General features: G+C 47.7%; 23 protein-coding genes. 10 read left to right on the plus strand and 13 right to left on the minus strand.

Annotated features, from left to right (window positions below):
- Positions 1–60: 60 nt before the first annotated feature.
- The 5 genes from MY523_RS16695 (at position 61) to ccoG (ending at position 4,930) form a co-directional block, all read left to right on the plus strand.
- Entirely contained in the window at positions 61–723 is a 663-nt protein-coding gene (locus MY523_RS16695; RefSeq protein ID WP_250655815.1) for a cytochrome c oxidase subunit 3 family protein, read from the plus strand.
- Between the two features lie 67 nt (positions 724–790).
- Complete coding sequence (locus MY523_RS16700) at positions 791–1,099, plus strand: cytochrome C oxidase subunit IV family protein (RefSeq protein WP_250655816.1); 309 nt, start codon at positions 791–793, stop codon at positions 1,097–1,099.
- Between the two features lie 225 nt (positions 1,100–1,324).
- A complete protein-coding gene (locus MY523_RS16705) occupies positions 1,325–2,986 on the plus strand; it encodes a nitrite/sulfite reductase (RefSeq protein ID WP_250655817.1) in 1,662 nt (553 codons plus the stop codon).
- Positions 2,970–3,482 (plus strand): DUF934 domain-containing protein, encoded by a 513-nt coding sequence (locus tag MY523_RS16710; protein WP_250655818.1) that lies wholly within the window; start codon positions 2,970–2,972, stop codon positions 3,480–3,482. Before MY523_RS16705 ends, MY523_RS16710 begins: the two co-directional genes overlap by 17 nt.
- 20 nt (positions 3,483–3,502) lie before the next feature.
- Positions 3,503–4,930, plus strand: a complete 1,428-nt coding sequence (ccoG, locus tag MY523_RS16715; RefSeq protein WP_250655819.1) for a cytochrome c oxidase accessory protein CcoG — start codon at positions 3,503–3,505, stop codon at positions 4,928–4,930.
- A gap of 30 nt (positions 4,931–4,960) precedes the next feature.
- Here the strand turns inward: ccoG and MY523_RS16720 are convergent, their stop codons facing one another.
- Positions 4,961–5,392 carry a universal stress protein gene (locus MY523_RS16720; RefSeq protein WP_250655820.1) on the minus strand — a complete coding sequence of 144 codons (432 nt, stop codon included), beginning with the start codon at positions 5,390–5,392 and terminating at the stop codon, positions 4,961–4,963.
- A 155-nt stretch (positions 5,393–5,547) separates the two neighbouring features.
- Between MY523_RS16720 and MY523_RS16725 the strand changes: the two genes are divergently transcribed.
- Positions 5,548–6,405 carry a transporter substrate-binding domain-containing protein gene (locus tag MY523_RS16725; RefSeq protein WP_250655821.1) on the plus strand — a complete coding sequence of 286 codons (858 nt, stop codon included), beginning with the start codon at positions 5,548–5,550 and terminating at the stop codon, positions 6,403–6,405.
- Here MY523_RS16725 and MY523_RS16730 read toward each other — a convergent pair.
- The 5 genes from MY523_RS16730 to MY523_RS16750 form a co-directional block, all read right to left on the minus strand.
- Positions 6,402–7,034, minus strand: coding sequence for a LysE family translocator (locus MY523_RS16730; RefSeq protein WP_250655822.1), 633 nt, complete (start codon positions 7,032–7,034; stop codon positions 6,402–6,404). The genes MY523_RS16725 and MY523_RS16730 overlap by 4 nt on opposite strands.
- Positions 7,035–7,078: 44 nt before the next feature.
- Positions 7,079–9,919, minus strand: a complete 2,841-nt coding sequence (locus tag MY523_RS16735; RefSeq protein WP_250655823.1) for an Hsp70 family protein — start codon at positions 9,917–9,919, stop codon at positions 7,079–7,081.
- A 39-nt stretch (positions 9,920–9,958) separates the two neighbouring features.
- Entirely contained in the window at positions 9,959–11,926 is a 1,968-nt protein-coding gene (locus MY523_RS16740) for an Hsp70 family protein (RefSeq protein WP_250655824.1), read from the minus strand.
- A complete protein-coding gene (locus MY523_RS16745; RefSeq protein WP_250655825.1) occupies positions 11,923–12,534 on the minus strand; it encodes a DUF2760 domain-containing protein in 612 nt (203 codons plus the stop codon). The genes MY523_RS16740 and MY523_RS16745 overlap by 4 nt, the downstream gene beginning before the upstream one ends.
- Before the next feature lie 382 nt (positions 12,535–12,916).
- Positions 12,917–13,354, minus strand: coding sequence for a DUF4399 domain-containing protein (locus tag MY523_RS16750; protein WP_370301128.1), 438 nt, complete (start codon positions 13,352–13,354; stop codon positions 12,917–12,919).
- A gap of 432 nt (positions 13,355–13,786) precedes the next feature.
- On the opposite strand from MY523_RS16750, the gene rsgA reads away from it, so the two are divergent.
- On the plus strand, positions 13,787–14,827 hold the full coding sequence (gene rsgA, locus MY523_RS16755; protein WP_250655826.1) for a ribosome small subunit-dependent GTPase A: 1,041 nt from the start codon (positions 13,787–13,789) through the stop codon (positions 14,825–14,827).
- A gap of 427 nt (positions 14,828–15,254) precedes the next feature.
- Here rsgA and MY523_RS16760 read toward each other — a convergent pair whose 3' ends face one another.
- The gene (locus MY523_RS16760; RefSeq protein ID WP_250655827.1) at positions 15,255–15,725 is read right to left on the minus strand and encodes a flavodoxin family protein; all 471 of its coding nucleotides are present in this window, start codon (positions 15,723–15,725) and stop codon (positions 15,255–15,257) included.
- Between the two features lie 141 nt (positions 15,726–15,866).
- On the opposite strand from MY523_RS16760, the gene MY523_RS16765 reads away from it, so the two are divergent.
- Positions 15,867–16,763 carry a Tim44 domain-containing protein gene (locus MY523_RS16765; protein WP_250655828.1) on the plus strand — a complete coding sequence of 299 codons (897 nt, stop codon included), beginning with the start codon at positions 15,867–15,869 and terminating at the stop codon, positions 16,761–16,763.
- Between the two features lie 114 nt (positions 16,764–16,877).
- Here MY523_RS16765 and MY523_RS16770 read toward each other — a convergent pair whose 3' ends face one another.
- The 5 genes from MY523_RS16770 to MY523_RS16790 all read right to left on the minus strand — a co-directional run bounded on the left by MY523_RS16770 (position 16,878) and on the right by MY523_RS16790 (position 21,581).
- Entirely contained in the window at positions 16,878–17,021 is a 144-nt protein-coding gene (locus MY523_RS16770; RefSeq protein ID WP_250655829.1) for a hypothetical protein, read from the minus strand.
- A gap of 243 nt (positions 17,022–17,264) precedes the next feature.
- Positions 17,265–17,837, minus strand: a complete 573-nt coding sequence (locus tag MY523_RS16775; protein ID WP_250655830.1) for a PEP-CTERM sorting domain-containing protein — start codon at positions 17,835–17,837, stop codon at positions 17,265–17,267.
- Between the two features lie 253 nt (positions 17,838–18,090).
- Positions 18,091–19,410 (minus strand): NAD(P)/FAD-dependent oxidoreductase, encoded by a 1,320-nt coding sequence (locus tag MY523_RS16780; RefSeq protein WP_250655831.1) that lies wholly within the window; start codon positions 19,408–19,410, stop codon positions 18,091–18,093.
- A gap of 361 nt (positions 19,411–19,771) precedes the next feature.
- On the minus strand, positions 19,772–20,533 hold the full coding sequence (locus MY523_RS16785) for a substrate-binding periplasmic protein (RefSeq protein ID WP_250655832.1): 762 nt from the start codon (positions 20,531–20,533) through the stop codon (positions 19,772–19,774).
- 136 nt (positions 20,534–20,669) lie between these two features.
- Positions 20,670–21,581: a LysR family transcriptional regulator gene (locus MY523_RS16790; RefSeq protein WP_250655833.1), complete on the minus strand. Its 912-nt coding sequence runs from the start codon at positions 21,579–21,581 to the stop codon at positions 20,670–20,672.
- Positions 21,582–21,757: 176 nt separating this feature from the next.
- Here MY523_RS16790 and MY523_RS16795 point away from each other — a divergent pair, with 176 nt between their 5' ends.
- A complete protein-coding gene (locus tag MY523_RS16795) occupies positions 21,758–22,531 on the plus strand; it encodes a ferredoxin--NADP reductase (protein ID WP_250655834.1) in 774 nt (257 codons plus the stop codon).
- Between the two features lie 6 nt (positions 22,532–22,537).
- On the opposite strand, the gene MY523_RS16800 is transcribed toward MY523_RS16795, so the two are convergent.
- Entirely contained in the window at positions 22,538–23,542 is a 1,005-nt protein-coding gene (locus tag MY523_RS16800) for an AraC family transcriptional regulator (protein ID WP_250655835.1), read from the minus strand.
- A 208-nt stretch (positions 23,543–23,750) separates the two neighbouring features.
- Here MY523_RS16800 and MY523_RS16805 point away from each other — a divergent pair, with 208 nt between their 5' ends.
- Complete coding sequence (locus MY523_RS16805) at positions 23,751–25,307, plus strand: flavin-containing monooxygenase (RefSeq protein WP_250655836.1); 1,557 nt, start codon at positions 23,751–23,753, stop codon at positions 25,305–25,307.
- The last annotated feature ends 46 nt before the right edge of the window (positions 25,308–25,353 follow it).

The raw sequence follows: 25,353 nt of genomic DNA on the forward strand, positions 1-25,353 counted from the left end.
GGCACAATTGCTGCTGTGCATCGCTTGTATCCTATTGAGCGACTAACACACGGCCAAATCATGATTACGTCAAATAACAGCCCCCAAGAAGCAACGCTAACCCTATCTCCACTAACATCTGGTGACCTCATATCCGATACCCCTAAGCAGGAGGCACCGCCATTTGACCCGAAGCGAATACCGGGAAACCCCGCTATCTGGGTCGGTATTTTTTCTGAACTCACCGAGTTCGGTATCTTTTTTGTTATCTATTTTCTTGCTCGTGCACACTACCCTGAGCAGTTCACCAGCGGGCCTCTGCAGCTACATACCACAGCAGGCACCATCAACACGCTGGTACTTCTCACCAGTAGTTTTTGTGTCGTTAAGGGGATTGCTGCGCTGCGAGCTAGCAGACCCGATGCCGCCGTTCGCTGGCTGTGGATGACGGTTGCGGCAGGCATGTCTTATCTGGTTATTAAATACTGGGAGTACCAGTGGAACGTTGATAGAGGCATTGAGGTTAACACCAATAACTTTTTTGCTGTGTATTACTACACCACCTTTAATCATATGCTGCACGTTGGCTGGGGCAGTGGCGGTATTATTTGGGCCATCTCACAGATAAAGTCGGGCAACTACACCGCAACAAATCACTCAGGGTTAATCGCCGCCGCCTGCTACTGGCATATGATAGATCTGGCCTGGATCATTATCTTCCCTTTGCTTTACGTGTTGCGCTAGCAGTATGAAACATCATTCCTCTAACCGCATTCACGCATCCACCCCCTCACTAAATTCGGTGACCCAAATGAATAAACTCGCCAATATAACAAAAGAATATCGCATTGATATTATCTGGTTATCTCTAATCGCCATGACACTCCTTAGCGCGGCGATTGCAGAAAAAGCGGAACCCTCTTTAACCATAACGGTTGTCATCAGCGTCATTATCATTGTTAAAGCGCGCATGGTCATTGACCACTTTATGGAGCTGAAAGGCGCATCACCCTATATTTACCACCTGATGAACGCCTATTTTTATATCTTTCCGCTACTCGCCATATTGGTATGGCTGTTTCCTGCGCAGCTGGCTGAACTCACACAGTTATCGCCATAAAGCACGATATATCAACACGAAAAATCACCGCTATAGCGATATATCGCGTCAAAATATAAAACCTGACAAATACTTTATTTTAATCCTTATATTTCAGCAAGTTATAAACATAACCAAACTGGCATATAGGTTGCAGAAGTCAATTTACAGAATGTTGCCTGGCCCTGTCACTAAACGGCCCGCAACGTTAGCCCGACCATTCAACATCATAGGCTGTCGTTTAACATGTACCAATATAGCGAGCAAGACTATCAACAGCTGAGCGACCGGCTGGCAATGTTTAACACGCAGATTCAGCGCCATATTGACGGTAAACTCAGTGACGACGAGTTCCGGCCGTTACGCTTACAAAATGGACTCTATTTTCAGCTTCACGCCCCCATGCTGAGGGTTGCTGTGCCGTACGGGATGCTCTCATCTAACCAGTTGAGAAAGCTGGCTTATATCGCTCAAACCTTCGACAAAGGTTACTGCCATGTGTCGACCCGCCAGAATATTCAATTTAACTGGCCTGAACTTGATAACATTCCAACCATATTAAATGCACTGGCGGAAGCAGAAATGCACGCCACACAGACCAGCGGCAATTGCATACGTAATGTCACCTCAGACCCTTTTGCTGGCGTTGCGCCCGATGAGATAATTGACCCTCGCCCGTTTTGCGAAATCATTCGCCAGTGGTCTACGGGGCACCCTGAGTTTGCGTATCTGCCGCGCAAATTCAAAATTGCAGTATTCGGCTCCCAGCAAGACAGAGCCATTGTCGAAGCGCATGATATTGGCTTGCAGCTCGCCAAAAGTCCACAGGGCGATATCGGATTCAAAGTATGGGTAGGAGGCGGCTTGGGGCGAACCCCGGTCATCGGCTCGATACTCAATGAGTTTATTCCACAATACGATCTGTTGGACTACTTGCAAGCGATTTTAAGGATCTACAATCAGTTTGGCAGGCGAGATAATAAGTACAAAGCCCGCATCAAAATATTGGTAAGAAGCTTAGGCATCGAACAATTCAAGAAACAGGTTGAAGAAGAGTGGAAGAGGTCAAGTCAGTTCAGCAACCCATTAACTGATGAAGACCTGAACTTTGCTCACTCATTTTTCTCAGCACCCTGTTACCAGAGCTTCGACAGTACACCTGATGAGCAGCTGAGGATTCACACGCAGGCAGACCCGCTATTTGAAAACTGGGTTAAACACAATACCCGCCCTCACAAAGTCACAGGTTATCGATCGGTCACCGTATCGTTAAAAAGCCCAGGCGTAGCACCCGGTGATATTAGCAGTGAGCAGCTTGAGGCACTGGCAAACATCGCCGAGAAGTATTCATATGGTGAAGTCAGAACAACCCACCAGCAAAATATGGTACTCGCAGACGTCGCTATTCTTGACCTTTTCCCGCTATGGAAGGCGCTGTCGGATGTTGGGCTGGCGACCGCTAATATTGGCACCTTGACCGATATGATCGTTTGCCCGGGCCTGGATTACTGTAGCTTGGCCAATGCTCAATCGATCCCGGTTGCGGAGGCGATTCGCAGCCGCTTCGACAATATGGACTACCTCTACGATATAGGGGATGTCACGCTGAATATCTCAGGCTGCGTTAACGCCTGCGCTCACCACCACCTTGCCAATATTGGTATTTTAGGCGTCGATAAAAAAGGCGAGCAGTACTACCAGGTCAGTCTGGGTGGCGATAAAACCAGCCACTGCAGACTGGGAAAAATTCTCGGCCCTGCGTTTTCCAAAGAACAGATCCCCTTTGTTGTTGAGTTCATCATCAAGATATTTATCCAGCACCGGCATGAAGGCGAGTCTTTTATCGCCACGTTAGACAGGGTTGGGTTGGCAACATTTAAGGAGACCGTATATGGCAACGCTCATTAAGCACAACAGAGTGGTCGAAGACCCTTGGCGCATGCTTGGCCATGGCGATCTTAATCAAGACAATCTTAACCAAAACAGTCTTAACCAATGCCATGTATTGATCTCGGAAGCGCCATCCTATTCGATACTCCCGCTACAGGCCTATGATGGATTCAGCCAGTGGCCGATTAAGCACAAAATGCTAGGTGCCTGGTTCAGTGCCGATACAGCCCCAGCAACGCTGACTCAAGCGCTACTCAGTCTGCCCCTGCTCTGTATTGATATTGAGCATTTCAACCATGGCCAAGGTTTTTCGCTGGCACCTGTTATTAAACAGCAGCTCAACTATCAAGGGGAGCTTCGTGCTACTGGCAACCTGATACCCGACCAGCTGCCCTACCTACAGCGCTGTGGCATTGACTCGTTTTCGCTCTCCGATGAAATAGATTGGGAATATGCCCTGTTAGCGCTGCAACAAGCACCTGCCCCATCCCGTTTTCAAAAAGCTTTTTACTAGACCTTAAGTGAGATTTCATCATGAACTCAAAAATACCTGTTACTGAAATATCAGAGCCGGACATTGAAAAAAAGGCATCGAATAAGCCCCAGACAATAGAGCTGTACCAGTCACGCAAAAAGATATATGTCAGGGAGATCAAAGGTTTTTTCCAACGCATCAGAAATGTATCGCTCAGCGCACTACTGCTGATGTATTTTGGTTTATGCTGGGTTACGGTTAATGGTAACCCGCTTATCCACTTCGATCTGCCAGCAAGAAAATTCACGCTGTTTGGCACGGTATTCTGGCCACAAGACTTTACCCTGCTTGCGATTGCACTCATTATCTGTGCCTTTGGCCTGTTCTTTATTACCTCGTTATTTGGCCGGGTCTGGTGCGGCTATAGCTGCCCTCAAACGGTCTGGTCATTTATGTTTATGTGGCTGGAAGAGCGTATCGAAGGAAGCAGAAACCAGCGTATCAAGCTGGACAAACAACCGCTCAGCAAGCAAAAGTTTTTTAAGAAGGCGCTCAAACATACCAGCTGGTTGCTGCTTGCCTTTGCAACCGGCATGACATTTGTCGGGTATTTTTACCCTATACGAGAACTCACCAGCGACCTTTTCACACTCTCCATCAGTAGCGGTGCAGCGATATTCTGGATTGTATTTTTTACCTTAGCGACCTATATAAACGCAGGCTGGTTAAGAGAGCAGGTATGCCTGCACATGTGCCCTTATGCACGATTCCAGTCGGTAATGTTTAATGAAGACACGCTTATCATAGGCTACGATCACAATCGGGGAGAACCCAGAGGCAGCCGTTCAAAGAAAGCCAAGACCGACTTGGGAGACTGTGTAGACTGTAATGTATGTGTGCAAGTCTGCCCGACCGGAATTGATATACGCGATGGCTTGCAATATGAGTGCATTGGTTGCGCGCTCTGTATCGATGCGTGTGACAGCATCATGGAGCAAATGAACTACCCGAAAGGGCTTATTCGTTACGCCTCCGGGAAAGAACTCGAAAACAAACCCAAAGCAGGAAAAGTTAATTTCAGAGCCATTGGTTACGGCCTAACATTGCTGGCAGCGATGATTGCGTTTATGGTTGCGCTGCAACAACGACCACTGGTTGAGCTGGATGTGCTAAGAGACCGTGGAGCGCTTTATCAAGTTTCCGGCATGGGGATGATTGAAAACAATTATGTTTTGAAAATCATCAACAAGCGAAAAGTGGAAGATCAATTCTCGGTTCACATTGCAGGGATAGACGGCGAATTAAATGCCCCTGAAAGCATTTCGGTAGCCCCGGGCGAAGTTCGATCCATTCCTCTCTCTATCGCCGTAGATCCCAAAAGACTGCTCAATAGCACTGAAGAGATAACGTTTGAGGTGAGGTCAAAATCTGACCCTGCATCGATTGCGTCGTCAGACAGCCGGTTTTTGGGGCCTGCATACCGATAACGCCATTAAGCCGTAAAGAGCCCAAACTCTTTACGGCTTAATAACCATCACTGATACTTTAGCCCGTTCAACTACGCGACTGGTGGTTGAGCCCAGCAACACTTTATCCACTCGGGTGACATTATGACTAGGGATCACAATAAGGTCTGCGCCCACCGCTTTTGACTCTTTCAATATCTCTTTGTGAGACTTACCTTGCAGTACTTTTGCAGAGACGTTAACTGATTCAGGAATCTTTGCGTTCACATATTGCTTTAGTTTTTTTGTTACTGCAGTGAGTGCTTTCTCAATCGCATCTTCAGGAAAAAACGACCCCACCATCGACATACCAAAGCCCGGTATCACCGTAACCACATGCAACGAGGCATTTGAGTCAGTAGCCTGTTGAATAGCCACCGCCAACGCTTTATCTGCAAACTGCTCATTTTCAAGGTCAATCGGTATTAAAATCTTACTGAACATGGAACATCCTCTGGTGTGCAGTCCATTATTTTATGAAGTTACCTGGTCAATTTAGAAGAATAGACCCATTCTCCCCCATATTCTAAAAATGAGTGTATTATACTTAGCTCCAAAGTCATCTATAGTTATCCAATACATACTAATTTTGGTGAATCATGCCGTTTTTACTGCTGATCAGAATCTTTCTGTGCTCAGTATTTCTCAGCCCGCTCGCGTTTGCTGACGAGACCATTATTGTTAAGCATTACCAACAGCAGGCACGCTATGAGTTTGGCCTCAAAGTGCTGGATCTTGCGTTAAGTAAGTTAAATACCAACTACCAGATTATTGCCCCCCAAACCCAGGATGTGAATGAAGCAAGAGGCGAAGCGCTGGTGATTAGTGGCTATTATGATTTACAGTTTTTGTCTGCAACGTCCTACCGGGAATCAAAAATGATTCCGGTAAAAGTCCCTGTTTATCAAGGGCTATTGGGGTTGAGGCTACTATTAATCAGGCCATCGTTAAACGCCGAAATAAGAGAAGTGGACAGCTTGGCGAAACTTCAAAAGTTTATCGGCGGGCATGGGTTTCATTGGGCTGACCTACCCGTTTATGAAGCCAACAGTTTGAAAGTCGTAACATCAGTAAGATATGAAACGTTGTTCGAAATGCTGAAAAAAGGCCGTTTCGACTACTTTCATCGTGGCGCAAACGAAATCTGGGGTGAACTGGAACGCTATTCAGATGATTTTGTCATAGCCGATAACATCATGCTGTTTTATCCCCAGCCGGTCTATTTTTTCGTCAGTAAACACCGCCCGGAGCTTGCAGAAAAACTTGAGCTAGGACTCAAACGGGCCACTGAAGATGGCTCCTATAAGGCACTGTTTTTATCAAACTACCAAGAGATCATTGAGCGGGCCAATCTATCATCACGCAATTTGATTGTGCTGAAAAACCCGGCTGTTCCCGCTGATACGCCACCGATAGATACCAGCTGGTGGATGCCTCCGGGTAAACTGGCATTTTAACGATCACTCAACGCCAACTTTAAGCCAAGTCCTATAAATAATAAACCCGCGACCCCGTCGAAAAACCGCCCAAAAACCGGGCTGGCCATGGAGCGCTGCGCCCGCACAACAAAGAGCGCCAATATACACTGCCACACCATCGCAATAACAAAATGAAGTGATGCCAAGAACAGCGATTGAACTATCGCCGATTGCGCAGGATCTATAAATTGGGGCAAAAACGCCATATAGAAAATAACGGTTTTGGGGTTTAGTACATTCGATAACAGCCCTTCACGAAATGACCGATAGAACTGAACGTTTTGGCGAGTCGCCACTGCATCAGATTCGCTCGATACGTTTTTGGCGGCGGCCCGGCGCAGGCTGCCCACTCCCAACCAAACCAGATAAACAGCCCCTGCAAGCTTCAACGCATTAAACAACCAGGCCGTCTGGAGCAGTATGATTGAAATCCCTACCGCAGAAATAGCCGCATGCACAAAAAGCCCTGAGCAAATCCCCAGGCTACTGACAGCCCCGTCTCTCCAACCCCCTCTGGTGGTGTTTCGCACCACCAGTAAGGTATCAACGCCCGGTGTTAAGGTCAGAACCGTAATCGCAATAACGTAGGTCCAAAGTCCAAGCTCCACCTGTTAACGCCTCCTGGATTGTCGACTGATCAGTGCTTGATTAATCATTGGATCAGCTTCAAACCGACCGGTAACCCTTCGCCAAACACCCGTTTGGTCTCTGCTTCGTCAAGCTCCTTGACCATTTCTACCATTTCGATCCAGCTTGCTGGTGCTTTGGCTGCCGACAATTTGTCTATCACCTTCTTGCGCCAATCATCATCGACATCGCGACTTCGGTCACCACTCATACGGGTCATCAAGACTGCGGCAAAGGCGGCCTGCTGGTTTTTCTTCCAATCGATTTTAAGCAGTTGTGGCAGCCATTGCTGCACATCATCTTTTGCAATCACGTTATGCGCGCTGCCATGGAAAGGGATGCGCGATGCAATTCGGCCCACCGCCCACCAGCTGGTTTTGGTTTCTGCCGGTTTTTCCAGCCGTTTTAGCAACCACTGGGTTAGTTCCGTTTTATCTTCCACCGGCAGGTGCTCCAGAACCGCGACCAACTTAACAATATCTTCGTAGGACTTCTGTTTTACTTCTGCCTGAAGCTTTCGGCTAGTGAGGGCTGACGGCTTCAAATATTTGGCAATATCTTCATAAATACTGGCCTGCTGAACCGCATTTAGACCACCCGCCGCACGTCGCCAGAATGTCCACCAATCAATCCAGACCTGGGTTTCCTGCCCAAACTGCAAGCCGGGCTGGTATAAGTCCCACACTTGTTCTATACGCCAGTCATCAATCGGGTAACCAAAGCCCGGTCGTAACCCATAACCGGCTAAATTAAACCAGATACGTTCATGAGCAGACGAACGACGGCGGCGTTTTTTCCCTTCCAATAGCAGATCAAATAACGCACGCAGTACCGGAACCTCCCAACTATCTCGCTTACCCAGCATTTTTTCCAGATCAACTCTAAGTGTTTTAACCGCTTTGGGGTTGGCCTCTTTTTTACTATTGCCAAACACCTCTTCCACTCGCTCGCGCGCCTTCTCAAAGGCTGCTGGAAGCTTGGCCGTTGCCTGATTGGCTCTCTGATTGGATAGCTGTTTCCGAATCTCAAATTCTACATGCCACCGTTGCTGGCTATCAGCCACACAATCAATCTGCAAGGTGCCGACTTCTGTAAGGCTGCAAGCCAACGAAACCGTAACCGAGTCTTGCTCGCTCTTTCCCATAGCAGCCTGTTCCAGAACAGCAACCAACGGCGGCAACGAGATAAACTTCTGCTTGGCAAAATTTTCTTCGGTTATGGTGAGAATTTCACCAGGCTGGTATTGATGATCTGCCGTGCTAGAAAGCAGATGAAATTGCACCGGCTGCCCCAAACGAAGCAAAAACTTACGCTCGCTCAACGTAAGCTCCTGCCCTTCTTCGGTGCCTTTAGGCATTAAACAGATCGCCTGCCGCTCCGACTCATTTTGCTCCAACACCAGGAAAAACGTCCGCGCCGAACCTCCGCCAATCTTAAGCTGGGCTCCTCGCCTTGCTTTTGCGTAAGCCACGGCCCCCTGAGCCACGGCAAGGTCAGGGTTACTGTTATCAAGCATGGTGACACTCTCGCCACGCCAGTCTGCCAGTACACTCAGCGCGCGCTCATTGAGCACCGGACTGTTAAAAACACCGCCGTTGAATAGCACCGCATCAGGAATAACGGCCTGATCATCTCCGCTATCAGCCTCCTGGGTCATGGATGCTTTGCAGGCCTCTTGATGATCAGCAATAAACTCCGCCAAGTACTTGCTCACAGCAGGGTCTGGCGCATAAGGCAAACCAAACTCAACCATGCCGCTTCTGCGAGCCAGCGGCCGTTCTTCAAAGCTTGAGCGCGGGAAAAAACCATCCAGTGCGATATTTCTCACCTCTTGCTGACTCAGCTGACAGCTTTTTGCCCCGCCGATCAGTCGCGCGCCGCTGCCTAATACGGTGACCTTAGCACTTTCAGGGGCATCTTCACTGAGCAGCAGTTCTTTGGCTTTTCTTGTTTGCTGAATCAGCTGCGATAAATTTGCTGCACTGAGCTTTTTCGCTGATGAACCGCCATTGATATGGCGCTCCGCTACATGGGCCAGCGCGAGATCGACATTATCTCCACCCAGCATCAAGTGGTTGCCCACCCCTACTCGGGTGAGTGTGAGCTGGCCGTCTTTGCCTTGTGCAACATTGATCAAACTCAGATCAGTGGTGCCTCCACCCACATCACATACAAGTAAAAGCTTAATTTTGGCTAGTGCGGCTTGAGCCTGTTCACCCTGCCGAGCATACCAGTCATAACAAACCGCCTGAGGCTCCTCAAGCAGTAAAATCTTGCCGAACCCTGCTCTCTCTGCGGCTTCTACCGTTAGTGCCCGAGCCCCTTCATCAAACGATGCCGGTACCGTAATCACCACCTCCTGATGCTCTATCAACGCCTCAGGGTGGGTAAAATTCCAAGCGTTGCGCACATGGAACAAGTAGCTGGACGAGGCCAAGACAGGAGAGACTTTAGCGACATCGTCTGCCCCCGCCCAGGGCAGAATATCAGCGCTGCGGTCAACTTGAGGGTGCGACAGCCAGCTTTTTGCACTCACGACCTGCCGCCCGTCGACTTTGGCCCCCAGCTCGCGCGCCCACTCACCAATAACAACCTGCGGTAACTCACCTGATAGCGGCTCTGAAGATGCGGACCCCGACCAAGGTAACACCAAGTCTGATTCATTTAGCTCACCCTGAGTTGGGTGATACCTGAACGATGGCAACTGCGGACGTTTCGCGACTTCTCCAGGCGCAACCAATTGTTCGATCTCAAATATCTTACAGTTATCGGGCGATAGCGGTTGCTGCATATCTGCGTAAGCCACGACCGTATTCGTCGTGCCCAGATCGATACCAATAAGATACTGCGGCTGTTTATCTGTCATTAAGTGGAACCCTTTTTTCTTGTATCGGAGCCTGCCAGATTAATCACGTACGTCCAGTTCAATTTGCCAGCGCTCTGCATTACCGCTGGGGTCAGTGCTGTTAATCGCAACCGCCTCCAGTTTGAGCGTACCGACTTCAGTGACCTTTGACATCAGCCTGACAGGCACAACCTCACCCTTACGACGGCCTGTTGAAGCCCCGCCTGATTCTACCGACTGAGCCGTATCAACAGAAAGGGTTGCCTGTAGTTCGGGCAACTCTTCCAGCTCGCCATCTTGCCAATGATCCAGTTGTACCCCAGCTTCATCATGGCGGCGCGTATTGGAACCAAAGAATCTGAACCGCACTGGCTCACCGACAACCAAACCAAATTCAGCGCTACCGGCTGAGGTTTCAGTGCCCTCCTCCATGCCAAACGGCGCGATACACAAGGCTTCCAGTGGCGGCTCCATACCCGGTATAGCAGGCATTGAGCTTTCAATTCCAACATAATAGGTGCTGGCCAAACCGCCCCGAATACGAACACCCTGGCCTTGTCTAACATATCCGTAATAGCTGGCCCCACTGGCAACAGCGAGATCAAGGTCCGCGTCAGAGAGTAATCGGGCTGGTTCAGCACCGGCATCGGTCAACCACTGGTTAATGGTCGATAAGGTTCTATCCGCCAGAACAGGCGCTTTAAGCACACCGCCATTAAACAAAATCGCGGTTGGTTTAATAAAGTCTGCCGTCTCGGGGCCGCCAAACCCGCCAGCTAGTGGGTCGAAAGGCATATCGTCCGACTGCGAAGCACCGAGCACATCCGTTGCAGCATCGGCTTGTCGGCTTAAAAACGCCGCCAAATGTCTTGAGACCGCCGGGTCTTGAGCATAGGGCAAACCTTTCTGGGTCAGCGCACTACGGCGGGCTGCTCTGGGGTGGTCTGAAATACCCACTTTAGGGAAAAAACCTTCTACCAGCGTTTCTCGCACTTCTGACCTGGTCAGCTCGGTACGAAGCGTATTGCCCAGTAATTTGGAGCCGCGACTCGGCACCGTTATCGGCACACTTTCTGTCTCGTTATCCAGCAACAGTTGCTCTTTGGCATCTCGGCAGGCATGGGTGATGGCCTGAATTTGCCAAGGCTGTAGCTCTTTGCCCTGTTCTGCCAGTTTGGCTTTAACACGGTAAGCAAGGGCCAAGTCCATGTTATCGCCGCCCAGCAGAATATGATCACCCACCGCAACCCGGTTGAGGGTCAGGTTGCCGTCTTCTTCTGTCACCGCTACAAGCGATAAATCGGTCGTACCGCCACCAATATCAACCACCAGCACAATATCGCCTACGTTGACCTGCTCACGCCATGCATCGCCGCACGCATGTATCCAGTTGTAAACCGCAGCCTGGGGCTCTTCAAGTAGTGTCAGTTTTTCAAAACCGACCAGACTGGCCGCTTCCGCAGTCAGTTCACGAGCGGCCGGATCAAATGACGCGGGAATGGTAATGGTCACCTCTTGCTGTGACAGCGGGAAGTCAGGAAACTGATGCGCCCAGGCCAATCGTAAATGGTCGAGGTACTCAAAGGTCGCCGTCAAAGGCGATACTTTGCTGACGTCCTCCGGGCTACCCGCAGGCAAAAAGTCTGAATGACGGTCTACTCCGCTATGGCACAGCCAGCTTTTGGCACTGGCGACTAACCTGATCGGCGTTTTACTGCCCAGTTCGCGGGCTATACTACCGACGATGGCACCGGGCTTTTCATTCCATGGTAGTGCAATGTCAGATTCGTTCAGCTCAGACTCATGGGCCATATACATAAAAGACGGCAGTTGGCTTTTCTCTTCGATAAGCCCGGGTTGCGCCAATTGAGGAACCGGCATAATGGTCAGTTCAGGCTGGACGGTTGGGTCATTAGCCTGTGACAGGTCGAGATAAGATAGAACACAATGGGTCGTCCCTAAATCGATACCCACTGAAAAGCGGGCCTTTTGCTCAGGTTCTTGCCCGGTCATCGTTGAGTCTGTCATAGCTCCACCTCAGCGGGTGCGACGATTGACGTATCATGTCCTTCTGCCACTTTAGGCAACTTCACCTTGGTCACTTTCCACCCTTTATGAACCAAAGAACCGGTGAAAGGGGCTTCGCCCACTACATTGCCGGTTAAACGCACCTCTGAGGCATTAAACCCCTTCGGCAGCGTGATTCGCGTTTCTTCATCCTCACTTCTAACGGCTTCAAGGGTGAAATAGGTATCCAGTGCCTTTTTGCTTCCTTCATGAACAACTCGCGCAGCTGCGCCGATGTCTGCATCTGAATAACCGGTCAAGTCTTCTTGGGTAAAGTCGATAAAGCGGGCTTCTTGTTGCAGCAAGGTAAGCAGTTGCAGCGCTGCATCTGGTGTCGACTCTTTCAACTGAGCAGGCTTAGCGGGTTCAACAGTCGCTTTTTCAACAGCGGGCTCTGCTGCTGGGGTGACTGGCGTTGCTTGAGATAACGTCTCATTATTGCGGGTCATTCCATTACCTGATGAGCGCTGTTTTACTAGAAACAGGACAAAAAACAGCAACGCTAAAATGGCCAGCCCCAAGTGCAGCATATCAATGGTCGTAGGGGTTGCGGCTAGATTAATGTTCATAAATCATTTCCTTGTTGTTCTCAAAAAAGTTGTTAACAAAAGAGTTATTCGCAAAAAGTGTTACGTTACGTGGTCAAAATTCTGGTTGTAGATAAGCAATGGCTTAAATAAATATTCGTTTAACGATGTATAACCCTTAAAAAATACAGCGGCCAGCAGAGCATATCGTTTCAATATGACTGTAAAAAAACAGCGCTTAACCAGGCCTCTGGGCATCGGCGCGCTATTTTAGCATGAGATTAGACAAAAGCTGAGTACTGAAGAGATAACCAGAGATGATAGCGCGGAATACGATCGATAATAGCCGTATTTAACTATTTGCTATGGCCTTCTTTCAGCCGGCTCCATAGCAAATAGCCTTGTTAATATAGAGATTTGACGCCTATTTTACGGTAATCGTAACAACCTCTGATGCCACCGGCGGGTTATGAGGTACATGCATATGATCACCCAAAATTAGCTGCAGTGTATGCTGCCCTGGCTCAAGCGTGATTTCCGATTCGGTTTGGCCGCCACCAAAGTGCTTTACGTTTGCGCCTAACGGCTGATTCATATCTGGCACTTTGCCATCCACTAACAGGTGGTGGTGACCTGTATTGGCTTTTTCGGTTCCTGCGGGGGCGACTCCCATCCCCGTTAAGCCAAACTTCACATTAAATGTTTGCTCAACCGTATCGCCATCTTTAGGGCTGATAATGTAGACTGATGCACCTTCCGGTGAGGCCATTCTTTCCGCATGTGCATGGCCATCCGCCATGACATAAGATGATGCAACCATTGATAATGCAAGAACCGATGCTGAAAGTGATGCTTTGAACATATCCACTCCTTTGTTTATAAATTTGAAAATTTGGCATTCATTTGCCTGACCACTGCCCGCTAAGAGCAACAGACAAACCAAAACACGCTAGCACAACGTAATACCGCGCCTCAGTCGCTTAAGTCTATACAGCCACTGAAAATATACCAAGCAAGAATCTAGTGGATTGTTAAATACTCACACATTCTTAAACCGGTTAGGGAGTGCCAGCTCAGTGCAGGCATAAAGCACTGGTATAAAAAGCGCCTTTAGAACCTGCCCAAACTGCACTATAATGGCTGAGTTATTCTTTCACTGGTTAGGAGATTGTTGATGATTGTAACAAACCTAACCGGGCATTCAGTCTAGCTGTAGACGACCTTCGCCCGGTTTCAAAACCGGGGCAAATAGCCCCTTATATTTTATTAACATTGGTTTTGTTAAGGGTTTGCTATGTCAAATTTTTCATTACTTGCCAGTTTAGGTTGGCAATCTTTTTTTCAGCAACAACTCTCATTAGACGAGTGGGAAAACGCCTCGCCTGCCCGCGTTATCGAGCAGCACCGATCTGAGGTTACACTCTCTAACGAATCGGAAATATTCAATATCGAATTGTCTCACTCAATGCCAAATATGGTCGTTGGGGATTGGTTATTGCTGGACAAAAATAAACAGTTCATACGACTACTTGAGCGAAAAACCTGCTTCCAGAGAAAAGCGCCCGGCAGCAAGGTCAAAAGCCAACTCATTTCTGCAAATGTTGATACGGCATTTATTGTCTGCTCAATGAATGAGGACTTTAACCTCAACAGAATTGAACGGTTTCTGGCACTGGTTAATGAGTCAGGGGCCGAGCCCGTTATTGTCCTGAGCAAAAGCGATCAATCAATCTCACCGGAAAGTTATATCTCTCGAACACAAAAGTTGGATAGCGGCCTGATTGTAGAGCCTGTTAATTGCTTAGACCCACATAGTGTTTCTAAGCTTGACGTATGGCTCAAACAGGGCAGCACTATTAGCGTATTGGGCTCTTCAGGTGTGGGTAAGTCAACCTTGATAAATACCTTATCAGGTGAAAACGTTCAGAGTACTGGACGCATCCGTGAAGATGACGGCAAAGGCCGCCATACCACAACCAGACGCTCACTTATTCCGCTGGATACCGGTAGCTTAATTTTGGATACACCCGGCATGAGAGAAATACAGCTTTCTGATTGTAAAGAAGGGATTGCAACCACCTTCGCAGACATCGAAAACCTGTCCAACCAGTGCCGTTACGGAGACTGCCAACACCAATTGGAACCGGGCTGTGCAGTACAGCAAGCGATTGTAAACGGCGTTTTAGATCAAAGACGGCTGGACAATTACCACAAGCTGCTTCGGGAAGAAGACCTTAACTCTGCAAGCCTTATGGAAAAACGAGCTAAAGATAAGGCGTTGGGGAAATTCTATAAACGAACGCTTAATGAATCCAAGAAACTGAAAGGGAGGTAGCACTAGGTTAAATCGCAATAGGAAAACATCAACTATGCGTAATAATAAAGCCTCAACTTAAGGTGCGTTACGCATAGTGGCACGCTAACCACCTGCTTATTAAAATTCATTTTATCGGGCGCGGGGCACCCTCCTACTTCTTTGTAGCCACACATTTGCCAAGGTCTTTGTAAGAGGGCGCCCTGCGCCCGATTCTATGCTCAGCAGAAAGCTAGAAGTTATTAGCAAAGCAGCCATCGTATAAAGCCATTTATCTAATTCAATGTATGTCTTAAGTAAGTGGCATTCTGATCTGGTTTGGATTTTTGTATAGCAGAGTTGTGGGCTAGCAAGCGACACTACTGTTCTAATGAGAACGGATTTAGAAACTGCCTTCGCCAGATCTGTAGGCGAAAGCTGAAAGTCGAGAGCGCCTATCCTGTCTGGTTCAGATTATTCCGTTATCCAGACTAGCCGACATCGTTAACCCCAATTCTTCACACTGGTCAATAAACTCTTCGCTGAAATCCCCCCGGCAAATAAGCGGCGGTTGAACCCATCGCCACTTTAACCCGGTGAGTATGGTTTCCAGTGCTCGCTTGGTGCCGGTGCCATCCTGCCCTGCCCGGATATACGCCGCAGCAGGTAGCCCTTGCTTCTTTTCAAGAACGGGGTAATAAACACGATCAAAAAAATCTTTCAATGCCCCACTCATATAAGCCAGATTTTCTGTCGTCCCCAGAATAATCGCATCCGCTGCAAGCACGTCTTCTGCAACGGCCTGCAAAGGAGGAATATGCTTCACGTCAACATTTTCAATATCTTCGTGCCGGGCCCCGTTTAGAACGGCTTCTACCATCCTTTGAGTGTTGACCGAAGGCGCGTGAGCCACAACGAGGAGCTTCTTTTTGCCTGACATTTTTCACCTGCCATTAGTAACCGCTTGCTTCATCTACTTATTGACATCGTAGCCCTTGTCGGTAGGATGTTCCAGAATCATTCAGCACCGACGAGCGACTTGTCTGGGGCTCATTCACCAACCTGCAGGTATTGATAACTAATGAAAAAATTCTGGGTCATGATGACCATTTTATTTGCATTCACTCTGACCACTTCGCACGTAGAAGCTAAAAAGTTCGGCGGCGGAAAGTCATTCGGTAAATCATTTCTTACTTCACCCTCTAAATCAAAAAAAACCACACCCGACTCTACAGGCTCAAAGCAGCAAACAGCACAAAAGAGCCCAGCGAAAGGTGGAATGATGAAAGGCATGCTAGGCGGGTTACTGGCAGGTGGACTTATCGCGGCATTAATTGGTGGAGGCGCGTTTGAGGGTATTCAGATTATGGATATTATCTTGATCGCACTGGTCGCCTTTATTGCTATTCGCCTGTTTAAAGGAATGGCGCAAGCCAAAATGGCAGCAGCACAGCCCGCCTATGCAGGCAACCAGGCACGCCAAAACGCGGGCGCGGATATGTTCGGCTCTGGCAATACCAGTGACAACAACCGTAACGACAGCGGCGATGCAACATTCGGTGAAGAAAAGTCAGCCGGTTTCTCTCATACCGAGTCTGTGCCTTTTAACTTGCCCGCAGGTTTCGATATTAATAACTTCTTGTCAGGCGCTCGTGAGCACTACCGTACGATTCAGCAGGCCTGGAACGAAAACAATATTGAAACGATAAAAGAGTATGTAAGCGAAGCGCTTTTTGCGCAGCTAAAAGATGAACGTGCGGCACTTTCAGGCGAGCAGCATACCGAAGTGATGTTTGTCGATGCGGAATTGGTCAGGGCTGACCAGGCATTTGGTATTGCTGAATTAAGTATCAAGTTCAGTGGTCGTTACCGCGATACGGTTGAGAACGTAGAAGAAGATATTACTGATATCTGGCATCTTGAGCGAGACACCACACAAGACAACGCACCTTGGCTAATAGTAGGCATAGAAGCTTAATAAGGGCTGTTGCTCCGAAAAGTAGGCGGCGATACTGCTAACGCGCCGCCTATTTAACACCTATCACTCGATATCCCTCTGTAAATTCTATTTAACTGTAGACGTTATTCCAACCTACAAAGGTTCAACCAAGACCAGTCGCATATCTCGGTCTTTAAATATCTCACCCAGCGTTTTTCTAACATCCAAGATGCTATCGCTCTTTATGCGAAAACGAAACTTTGTACCTTTCTCAGTAAATGCGTTCACTCTAAACATAACACTCTCCTGGCTATCGTTGTGGGCCGTTCGTTAACCCGTTTGTTATTTATTGCTTTTACGATAATGAGTGTATGTTTTGAAACGACAGATACTGTCGCTGAAATGAATTATTTATAATTTTTCTAAAAATAGTTTTTATGGTTGCGACATTTAATATACAGGTTCACTTGAAACGAAAAACGGCTCCAGAACAGGAGCCGTTTTAATCAATAACTATTAAAGTTGGATAAATTAGGTTTGCTACTGCTTCCTGCGCATGGCACAAAACCCCGCAAGCCCAAGAACAAGAAGTGCCAGACTCCCCGGCTCTGGAATATCAGCGGTCTGGTATGCAAGCGTCACTTTCCCTCCGCTTTGAATCAGCGCACAGCAATCCAGAACATAGTCTAGCGATATACTATTGCCGGTAAAGCTTAAGCTACGCACTACACTCTGCGGGTTACTCAAAAGCGTGTCAGAAACAAAAGATACCGCCGTAATATTTGCCGCAATAACCAAGTCATCAAACAGTGCGTTGATGTATTTAAAATCAGCAACACCACTGGAGAATGTCTCTGTCACGAAAAGCTCAATTGTCTGGTCAACATCGGAGACATCAACACTGATCGCACCGGTAAACCCTGCATTGACCCCCGTTGGGGTTAGAGACGTTGAGTCCAGCTCAACACTTCCGTCTACTGCCGTATCATTGGGCGCGGTAAAGATTTTCTCCTGCATGTTGATACTGAAGTCACCCTGTGTAATTAAGCTCGCATGAGCGGACACAGAGCATAACAACATAAAAGCAGCACAGATAAGGTTTATTGTTTTCATTAGTTATCGTCCTTTTGATAATTATCCCCTGCGAATTACGCAAATTGCACACCAGTCAATACATGCAGTTGTTTTATAAGCGCATTGCAAAAGGGGCATCTGAACGCAAGCATAAAAGCGTAAATATTTCCGACACAAATTCCAGAAAAACCTTGGAGAAAGGGGCTCTCAAGCTTAGAAAAAGTTAAAAATTCGGATGTTAATCGGCTCTTCACTCTCCCTGTTGGCCCTCAAACTCACGAAAGGGCCTTAATCAGTGCAACTTCAAACGGGGATGTAGCGCTTTATTAATTTTATCGCTCAGCCAAATCAACGAGGTGCGGAAAAAACCATGCAACGCTATCTGGTGCATGCGGTAGAGAGAGATATAGAACAGCCGGGCAATACGCCCCTCTACCATCAGGTTTTTACCGGTCAGGTTGCCCATTAAGTTGCCCACGGCACTGTAACGGCTAAATGATATAAGCGACCCGCGATCTTGGTAAACATAAGGAATCGCTTGTTTGTTCTTGAGTCTGAGTTTAATTGATTTAACCAACGTGGTCGCCTGCTGGTGTGCAGCTTGAGCCCTAGGCGGAACCGCAAATTCTTTACCCGGCTGGGGGCAGCTGGCACAGTCTCCGAATGCAAAAATATTCCGGTCGTACGTGGTCTGTAAGTCCTGCCGAACAACCAACTGGTTAATACGATTTGTTTCAAGCCCGTCCAGTTGCGTTAGAAACTCAGGCGCTTTAATACCGGCAGCCCAGACTTTGATAGACGCAGATAATCGACCACCATCAATAAACTCTATCTCGTCTTGCGAAATATTAGTCACCCGGTGACCCGCCATTACGTTAATATTAAGCCGTTCAAGCTCTCGGGTTGCAGCGCTTGATAAATGCTCAGGCAGCGCTGGAAGAATCCGCTCAGCCGCTTCAATTACACTGATATGAACGTCTTTTTCTTTAAGATGACTCAAACCATATATCGGCAGCTCCTGTGATGCCAAGTGCAGCTCTGCTGCAAGTTCAACGCCGGTCGCACCAGCACCAATAATGGCAATATCAAGCGAGTGCTTAAGCTTCTTTTCAGCGTCATACTCTGCTTTAAGATAGTTATTGAGCAGGTGGCGATGAAATTTTCTAGCCTGCTCCAAGCTATCCAGAAATATGCAGTTCTCGGCGGCTCCTGGGGTACCAAAATCATTGGCCATACTGCCCACAGCAATCACCAATGTGTCGTAGGTTATGCTTCTTGCCTTGACAACAACGTCTCCCGACTCGTCATAAAGAGGTTCAACAATCACTTGTTTCTCTTCACGGTTCAGCCCTTGCATCCGCCCCAACTGAAACTCAAAGTGATGCCGCTTGGCATGCACTCGATAGTTCACTTCGCTCGCGCTGGAATCCATAGAGCCCGCAGCGACTTCATGCAATAGAGGCTTCCAGACATGAGTAAGGCTGGCATCAACCAGCGTAACCCTGGCCTGCTTTTTTCGCCCGACACTATTGCCTAACGATGTTGCTAATTCGAGCCCCCCGGCCCCTCCTCCCACAATGACTACATGGTGCAGTGCAGATCGGTTGTTCATGTTGGGTTCCTTCTTACTTAAGTGATAAATGCACAGCCCAGGCTCTGCATTTATCACTTTTCGGCACATATTAAAGCCTATCAAAACCAATTCAAAGAGTTCTGAGCCGTTTTAATTACCGTGAATAAGTCGTTAAGAGATTGCTTTTATGCGGGAAAAAGCAGTAAATCAAAATTTGGTAAGATTATCTAGTCGAGATAGCCTATCACAATCAATCAAATATTAGATCAATATGAAGAAGCGCCAGCAAAACACAGGAGAAAATAAATAGCAGGAATAAAAAATTAAAACGCCCAGATTAAGCTGGGCGCAGTTCTTGTTAAAATAACGATGTCATGGGTCTAGTACTTATTATATAGCTTTAGTACTTGCCCCCCACCTCTGCCATAAAGGCCGCATCATCTCTAACTTTTGCAATTTCAGACCAGATCTTCTCGCGATCATCAGCCGATAGCTTCGATGCCTTTGAAATTGGCAGGTAGTAAGACTTAGACTTTAAAGGCGTAGCACTAATCTTCAATTTGCCTTTGTACTCTGGCTTTTCACTCAATACTTTAACCACTTCCGGAATCGTCACAACGGCACCTTTACCGCCGCGAAGAAGCTTCTTAAGATTATTCTCATCACCTGATGCCTTATCATCAACTGAAACACCTTGCTTTTTCAGATCGTCTGCGATGGAGTAACCTCTTGGCGCTCTAACAGGCGTTGGGATGCTCTTAACATCGCCATCAAACTCGTAGTTGTTATCAGCAGCGGTTACCACGACGTACTCTACCTGCATCACGCGCTGAGCTGACTTTTTAGCCGTTGCAGCGTCACCAGGGTAATGAAGGAAGGCAGCGCGCTTATCTTTGTATGATGCGGTTGCAACACCGTCAACACCACCTTGCTCAGCTTCTGCCAGACAGCGCTTCCAAGGTAATGGCTTAAACTCCGCCTGATATCCTAAATTGCTAAGTGCTTTGGCAATAATATCGATATGGATCCCCGCAGACTGGCCATCTTTAACCAGTGTAAATGGATACCAGAAATTATTATCTGAACAAATTGTTATTTTTCCAGCCGCGCTAACGCTGGAGGATAAGACAACACTTAACAAAAGAACCAAAAATCTTTGCATTGGTAAACACCTCAAATATACATACTTTTTTAAACTTATTGTTGTACCGCCGTACGGGCTTATAAAGCAGCTTAGTCGAAGGTTGCCAATAGTAAAGAATGACTTTGTGTTCTTATTTTACTCGCTTCCCCCTTGGCTATTTATCCGTTTCTCCACTGACCATTTGCCCGTTTCTCTTTTGGCATAGGGCCAGCCAGTTATCGATGCCCGCACTACGAAACTTATCCTTATGAAGGATAAAATAGAAACGACGCTGAAAGTTTCGATGAGGGACATCGAGCCGAACCAGGCTCCCTCGTTTAAACGCATCTTCAAGGGTAATACTCGACAGACACCCGATACCCAACCCCGCCTCGACCGCCCTTTTAATAGCCTCGGTATGCTGTAATTCCAATGAAATATTCAGCTCAGGAAGCAAACCATGCATCGCCCAGTCAAACGCCTGACGTGTACCGGACCCGGACTCTCTCATTATCCAATCGGCAGTCAGCAGATCTGAGTCATTTAAGCGGTTTTTTTTCGCCAATGGATGAGAGGGCGCACAAAACACACATAACTCATCATCACGCCAGGGAACCACATCAAGCTCAGGGCGATGAAGTTCGCCCTCGACCAGCCCTACGTCCAGCTCAAAGTTCGATATTTTATTAGCGATAGTGGTGGTGTTAGCCACCTGCAGCGACACCTCCGCAGTCGGATGAAGACTCATGAATTCAGCCATAATATTCACGGCAAGATAGTTACCGATGGACAATGTTGCACCAACTTTTAAGGCTCCAATATCTTTATGCTGCCTGAAGGCATTTTCCAGATCTTGCGCCCGCTCGACCAGCGCTTCTGCCTTGGGTCTCAATAAGCGCCCCAGCTCATTGAGTTGAAGTCGCTTACCCACTCTGTCAAACAGCTGAATATCAAACTGTTTTTCGAGCCCTTTAAGCGCCTCACTGGCTGCAGATTGAGAAAGGGAAATACTTTCTGCCGCCTGAGTGATATTTTCATAATGTGCAGTAGCCAAAAAGACCTCTAGCTGGCGAAGTGTATATCTCATAGCAAACCAAATACTCACTGCATGATTAATTAATCGGAATTACCGATTAATTTAATTGATAAAACCTGTTTCACAGATAGATTATCCAGAGCGTATAGTTGATGCAACTAAAAACTCAACGCAACTGACGACAAAACATTTGCCTATCGCTACAGCAACCAAACTGGAAAGGAAAAATGGCTGGATTTGTAAAAGAAAAGGTAACAAGCGTTCATCACTGGAATGACACCCTGTTTAGCTTTAAAACAAGCCGAGACCCTGCATTCCGTTTTAAAAACGGCCATTTCATCATGATCGGCCTCGAGCAGGAAGGGCGACCACTGATGCGTGCATACAGTATCGCCAGCGCCAACTATGAAGAGGAATTGGAATTCTTCAGCATCAAAGTGCAAGACGGCCCACTCACCTCTAAATTGCAGAAAATACAAGTGGGTGATGAGATTCTTATGAGCCGCAAGCCAACCGGCACACTGCTTATTGATCACCTTATACCGGGACGAAACCTCTATTTAATTAGTACGGGTACCGGGTTAGCCCCCTTTATGAGCATCATTAAAGACCCGGAGACCTACGAGATGTTTGACAATGTCATCTTGACTCATGGTACTCGAGAGGTGTCTGAGCTCGCCTATCAAGATCTGATTCAGAGAGAGCTTCCCAGTCATGAATACTTTGGCGATCTGATTCGGGATAAGTTGATCTACTACCCAACGGTTACCCGCGAGCCCTATGTTAACCAAGGGCGTATTACCGAGTTACTGGATAGTGGAAAGTTGGCGGAGGATATCGGCTTGCCTCCCATCAACCTCGAAGATGACCGGTTTATGATTTGCGGTAGCCCCAGCATGTTGAAAGATACCTGCTCAATTCTTGATGCAAAAGGTTTCAAAGAAGCCCGGCATGGTGACCTAGGCCACTATGTGATTGAACGAGCGTTTGTTGAAAGCTAGATACGCTTATTGGCCCTTTCTGAATTTGGAAGGGGTCGTTCCCGACCAGCGTTGAAAAGCATGATTAAAACTAGCCGCCTCCTGATAGCCAAGGCGGCTGGCAACCTCTTCGATAGGCAGGTTTGTGGTTTTAAGCAGTTGTTGTGCTTTCTCAAACCGCACACTGTCCAAAATTTTCTGATATGACGCCCCTTCGTTTTTAAGCTGTCGCCTTAACGTGCGTTCGGCCACACCAAAGGCCTCTGCCACCTCGACAATAGATGGCAACTCATAAGCAAACAGCGCTAGGTGTTTGCGCACTTTGCCCGATACATGCTCTATCGACTCTGTACGCTTGGCAATAATTTGGTCGCACTGGGCGCGGTAGTAGCTAAACGCCGTCTGGTTGGCACTGGGGAACGGGATGCTCATATCGGTATTTTTGATCGCTAACCGACAATAGGGCTGGTCAAACTTAACGTCACACTGAAACATCTCTTCATAAGGCTTTACATCGTCGGGTTTAGGGTATGAAAACCAGACCTCAACAAGACTGACCTCTTGACCGATATTTTTCAGTATGTCTTGTATCAGGCGATAAATGCCTGATACATCTCGGTCAATAATAATTCGATTCAACGAACTCGGAAGGGCCGTAGGCTGTAAGCAGAGGGCTGTCGTTTCTGAGCTTAGCTCCAGCCGGATTTCGCCATAAGAGTAACCAATACTCTGATACTTGACCCCCGCCTTGCAGGCTTCATAGGCATTATTGCAAGACATCAACAACATTGGGAACGGCCCATAACCGGCCAAACCGAAACGAATCCCCATCTTGATACCAATCGTCGGGGTTGTAACCGGAGCAAACAGTTCACTCAAGATTTGCAGCTCCAAGGATCGCTCAATCTCTGCGAATGGGTCTAGTTTTTTAAGCGTAATACCATGGCGCTCAAGCACTGACTGGCAGGAGTAGCCCAGGGACTCTAGGCCATTAACGGTGTAAGCCAGCCCCAGAATTGAGCGTGTTGTCATTTTGTTTTTGCTTTGCATATTGGCCGAAATTATCAATTTTGACGTCAACCTTACCATATCTTTTAGTTCAATGGCCCACCTATACTGGTTAAAAATCAGCAGCAGTCACACAAAATAATAAATGTTAGCGCAGAAGGGGTCACCGGGTGATCGCTCAAGACTCTAGTAACAGTGCGAACAAAGCAGAATATAGGAAGGATAGTTGGTAATGGCCAAACACACCCATCAAGCTAACAGCGAAGAGTATGATGTCATCATTCTTGGTTCTGGATTTTCAGGCCTGTGCATGGCAATTAAGCTTAAAGAAGCAGGTATCAACTCATACTTGATACTGGAGAAAGCGAACGAGGTGGGTGGTACCTGGCGTGAAAACACCTACCCTGGCTGTGCCTGCGACGTTCAGTCCCACCTTTACTCCTACTCGTTTGAAGGGAACCCGGACTGGTCAAAGTCATATGCGGGATGGGAAGAGATACAGAACTATATCCTGCACTGCACCCAAAAATACCAACTGCGCTCATCCATTCGCTTTAACAGCGAAGTGAGCGCGGCGAAATTTGACGAAGCCAATGCCCGGTGGAACATCGGTACAACCGATGGCAAGCACTATCGAGCCAAAGCCTTTGTCATGGGGTCAGGGCCGCTGCATGTGCCCGCTATTCCAAACATAAAAGGCTTGGACACATTCAAAGGCAAGGTGTTTCACTCGGCCCAATGGGATCATAGTTACGACTTAAAAGATAAAAATGTTGTTTCTATCGGCACAGGAGGCAGCGCTATACAGTACGTGCCCGAAATCGCCCCCGATGTTAAACGTCTGTATGTATTCCAACGAACACCGGCATGGGTGTTACCTAGAAATGAACGCAGTTACTCGAATGTTGAGAAGCAACTCTTTAAACGCATCCCACTGCTGAGGAAGCTACACCGAGCCCGGCTTTACCTGACCAATGAAATGCGCGTGCTGCCTATCTACCGCCCTGCACTTGCAAGATCACTTTCTCGCTTTGCCAAATGGCATATCAAGAGCAGCTTAAATGACGCAAGTCTGGTGGAAAAAATGACACCGAACTACACCATAGGCTGTAAACGAGTGCTGATATCTAACAAGTACTACCCGACCTTTAATCGTGACAATGTCGAGCTGGTGACCGATGGCATTGCCGAGATAAAAGAGCACAGCATTATCACTAAGGATGGAAAAGAGCGGCCCGCTGACGCAATCATTCTGGGTACCGGGTTTATTGCCGACCCGCGTCTTTACATGAAGGGGTTCGAAGTGACAGGACTGAATGGTCGCTCACTATTAAAACAGTGGGAAAAAGGCGCAGAATCCTATCTTGGTATCAATGTTTCAGGGTTTCCAAATCTATTTCAACTGGTCGGTCCCAATACAGGTCTCGGTCACAACTCAATCATCCTGATGATCGAATCCCAGGTTCATTATATTATTGAAAGCCTCAAACTGTTGAAGAAGAAAAATGCTCGCTATATGAATCTTCACCAGGATGCTTTAGAGTCATTTAATCAGGAAATTGCCGAAGGGCTGGAAAACACAGTTTGGTCTTCTGGCTGCAATAGCTGGTATGCACAGGAGGATGGCAAAAACTTTACTATCTGGCCGGGCACCACGATGAAATACCGGGCGCGAACCCGTCATGTTGTTGCCGAGAATTACCACTGGGAACCTGCCAGTAGCAATAGTATTAATGCTCATAGCGAAGAGATAGACTGTAACAAAACCGCCTCCGCCATAGCAAGATAGCGGCATCTATACAGTAACCGTCAATACTCACAGCCTTAAAAATAAG

It is taken from the genome of Alkalimarinus coralli (assembly GCF_023650515.1).
Taxonomy (GTDB): Bacteria; Pseudomonadota; Gammaproteobacteria; order Pseudomonadales; family Oleiphilaceae; genus Alkalimarinus; species Alkalimarinus coralli.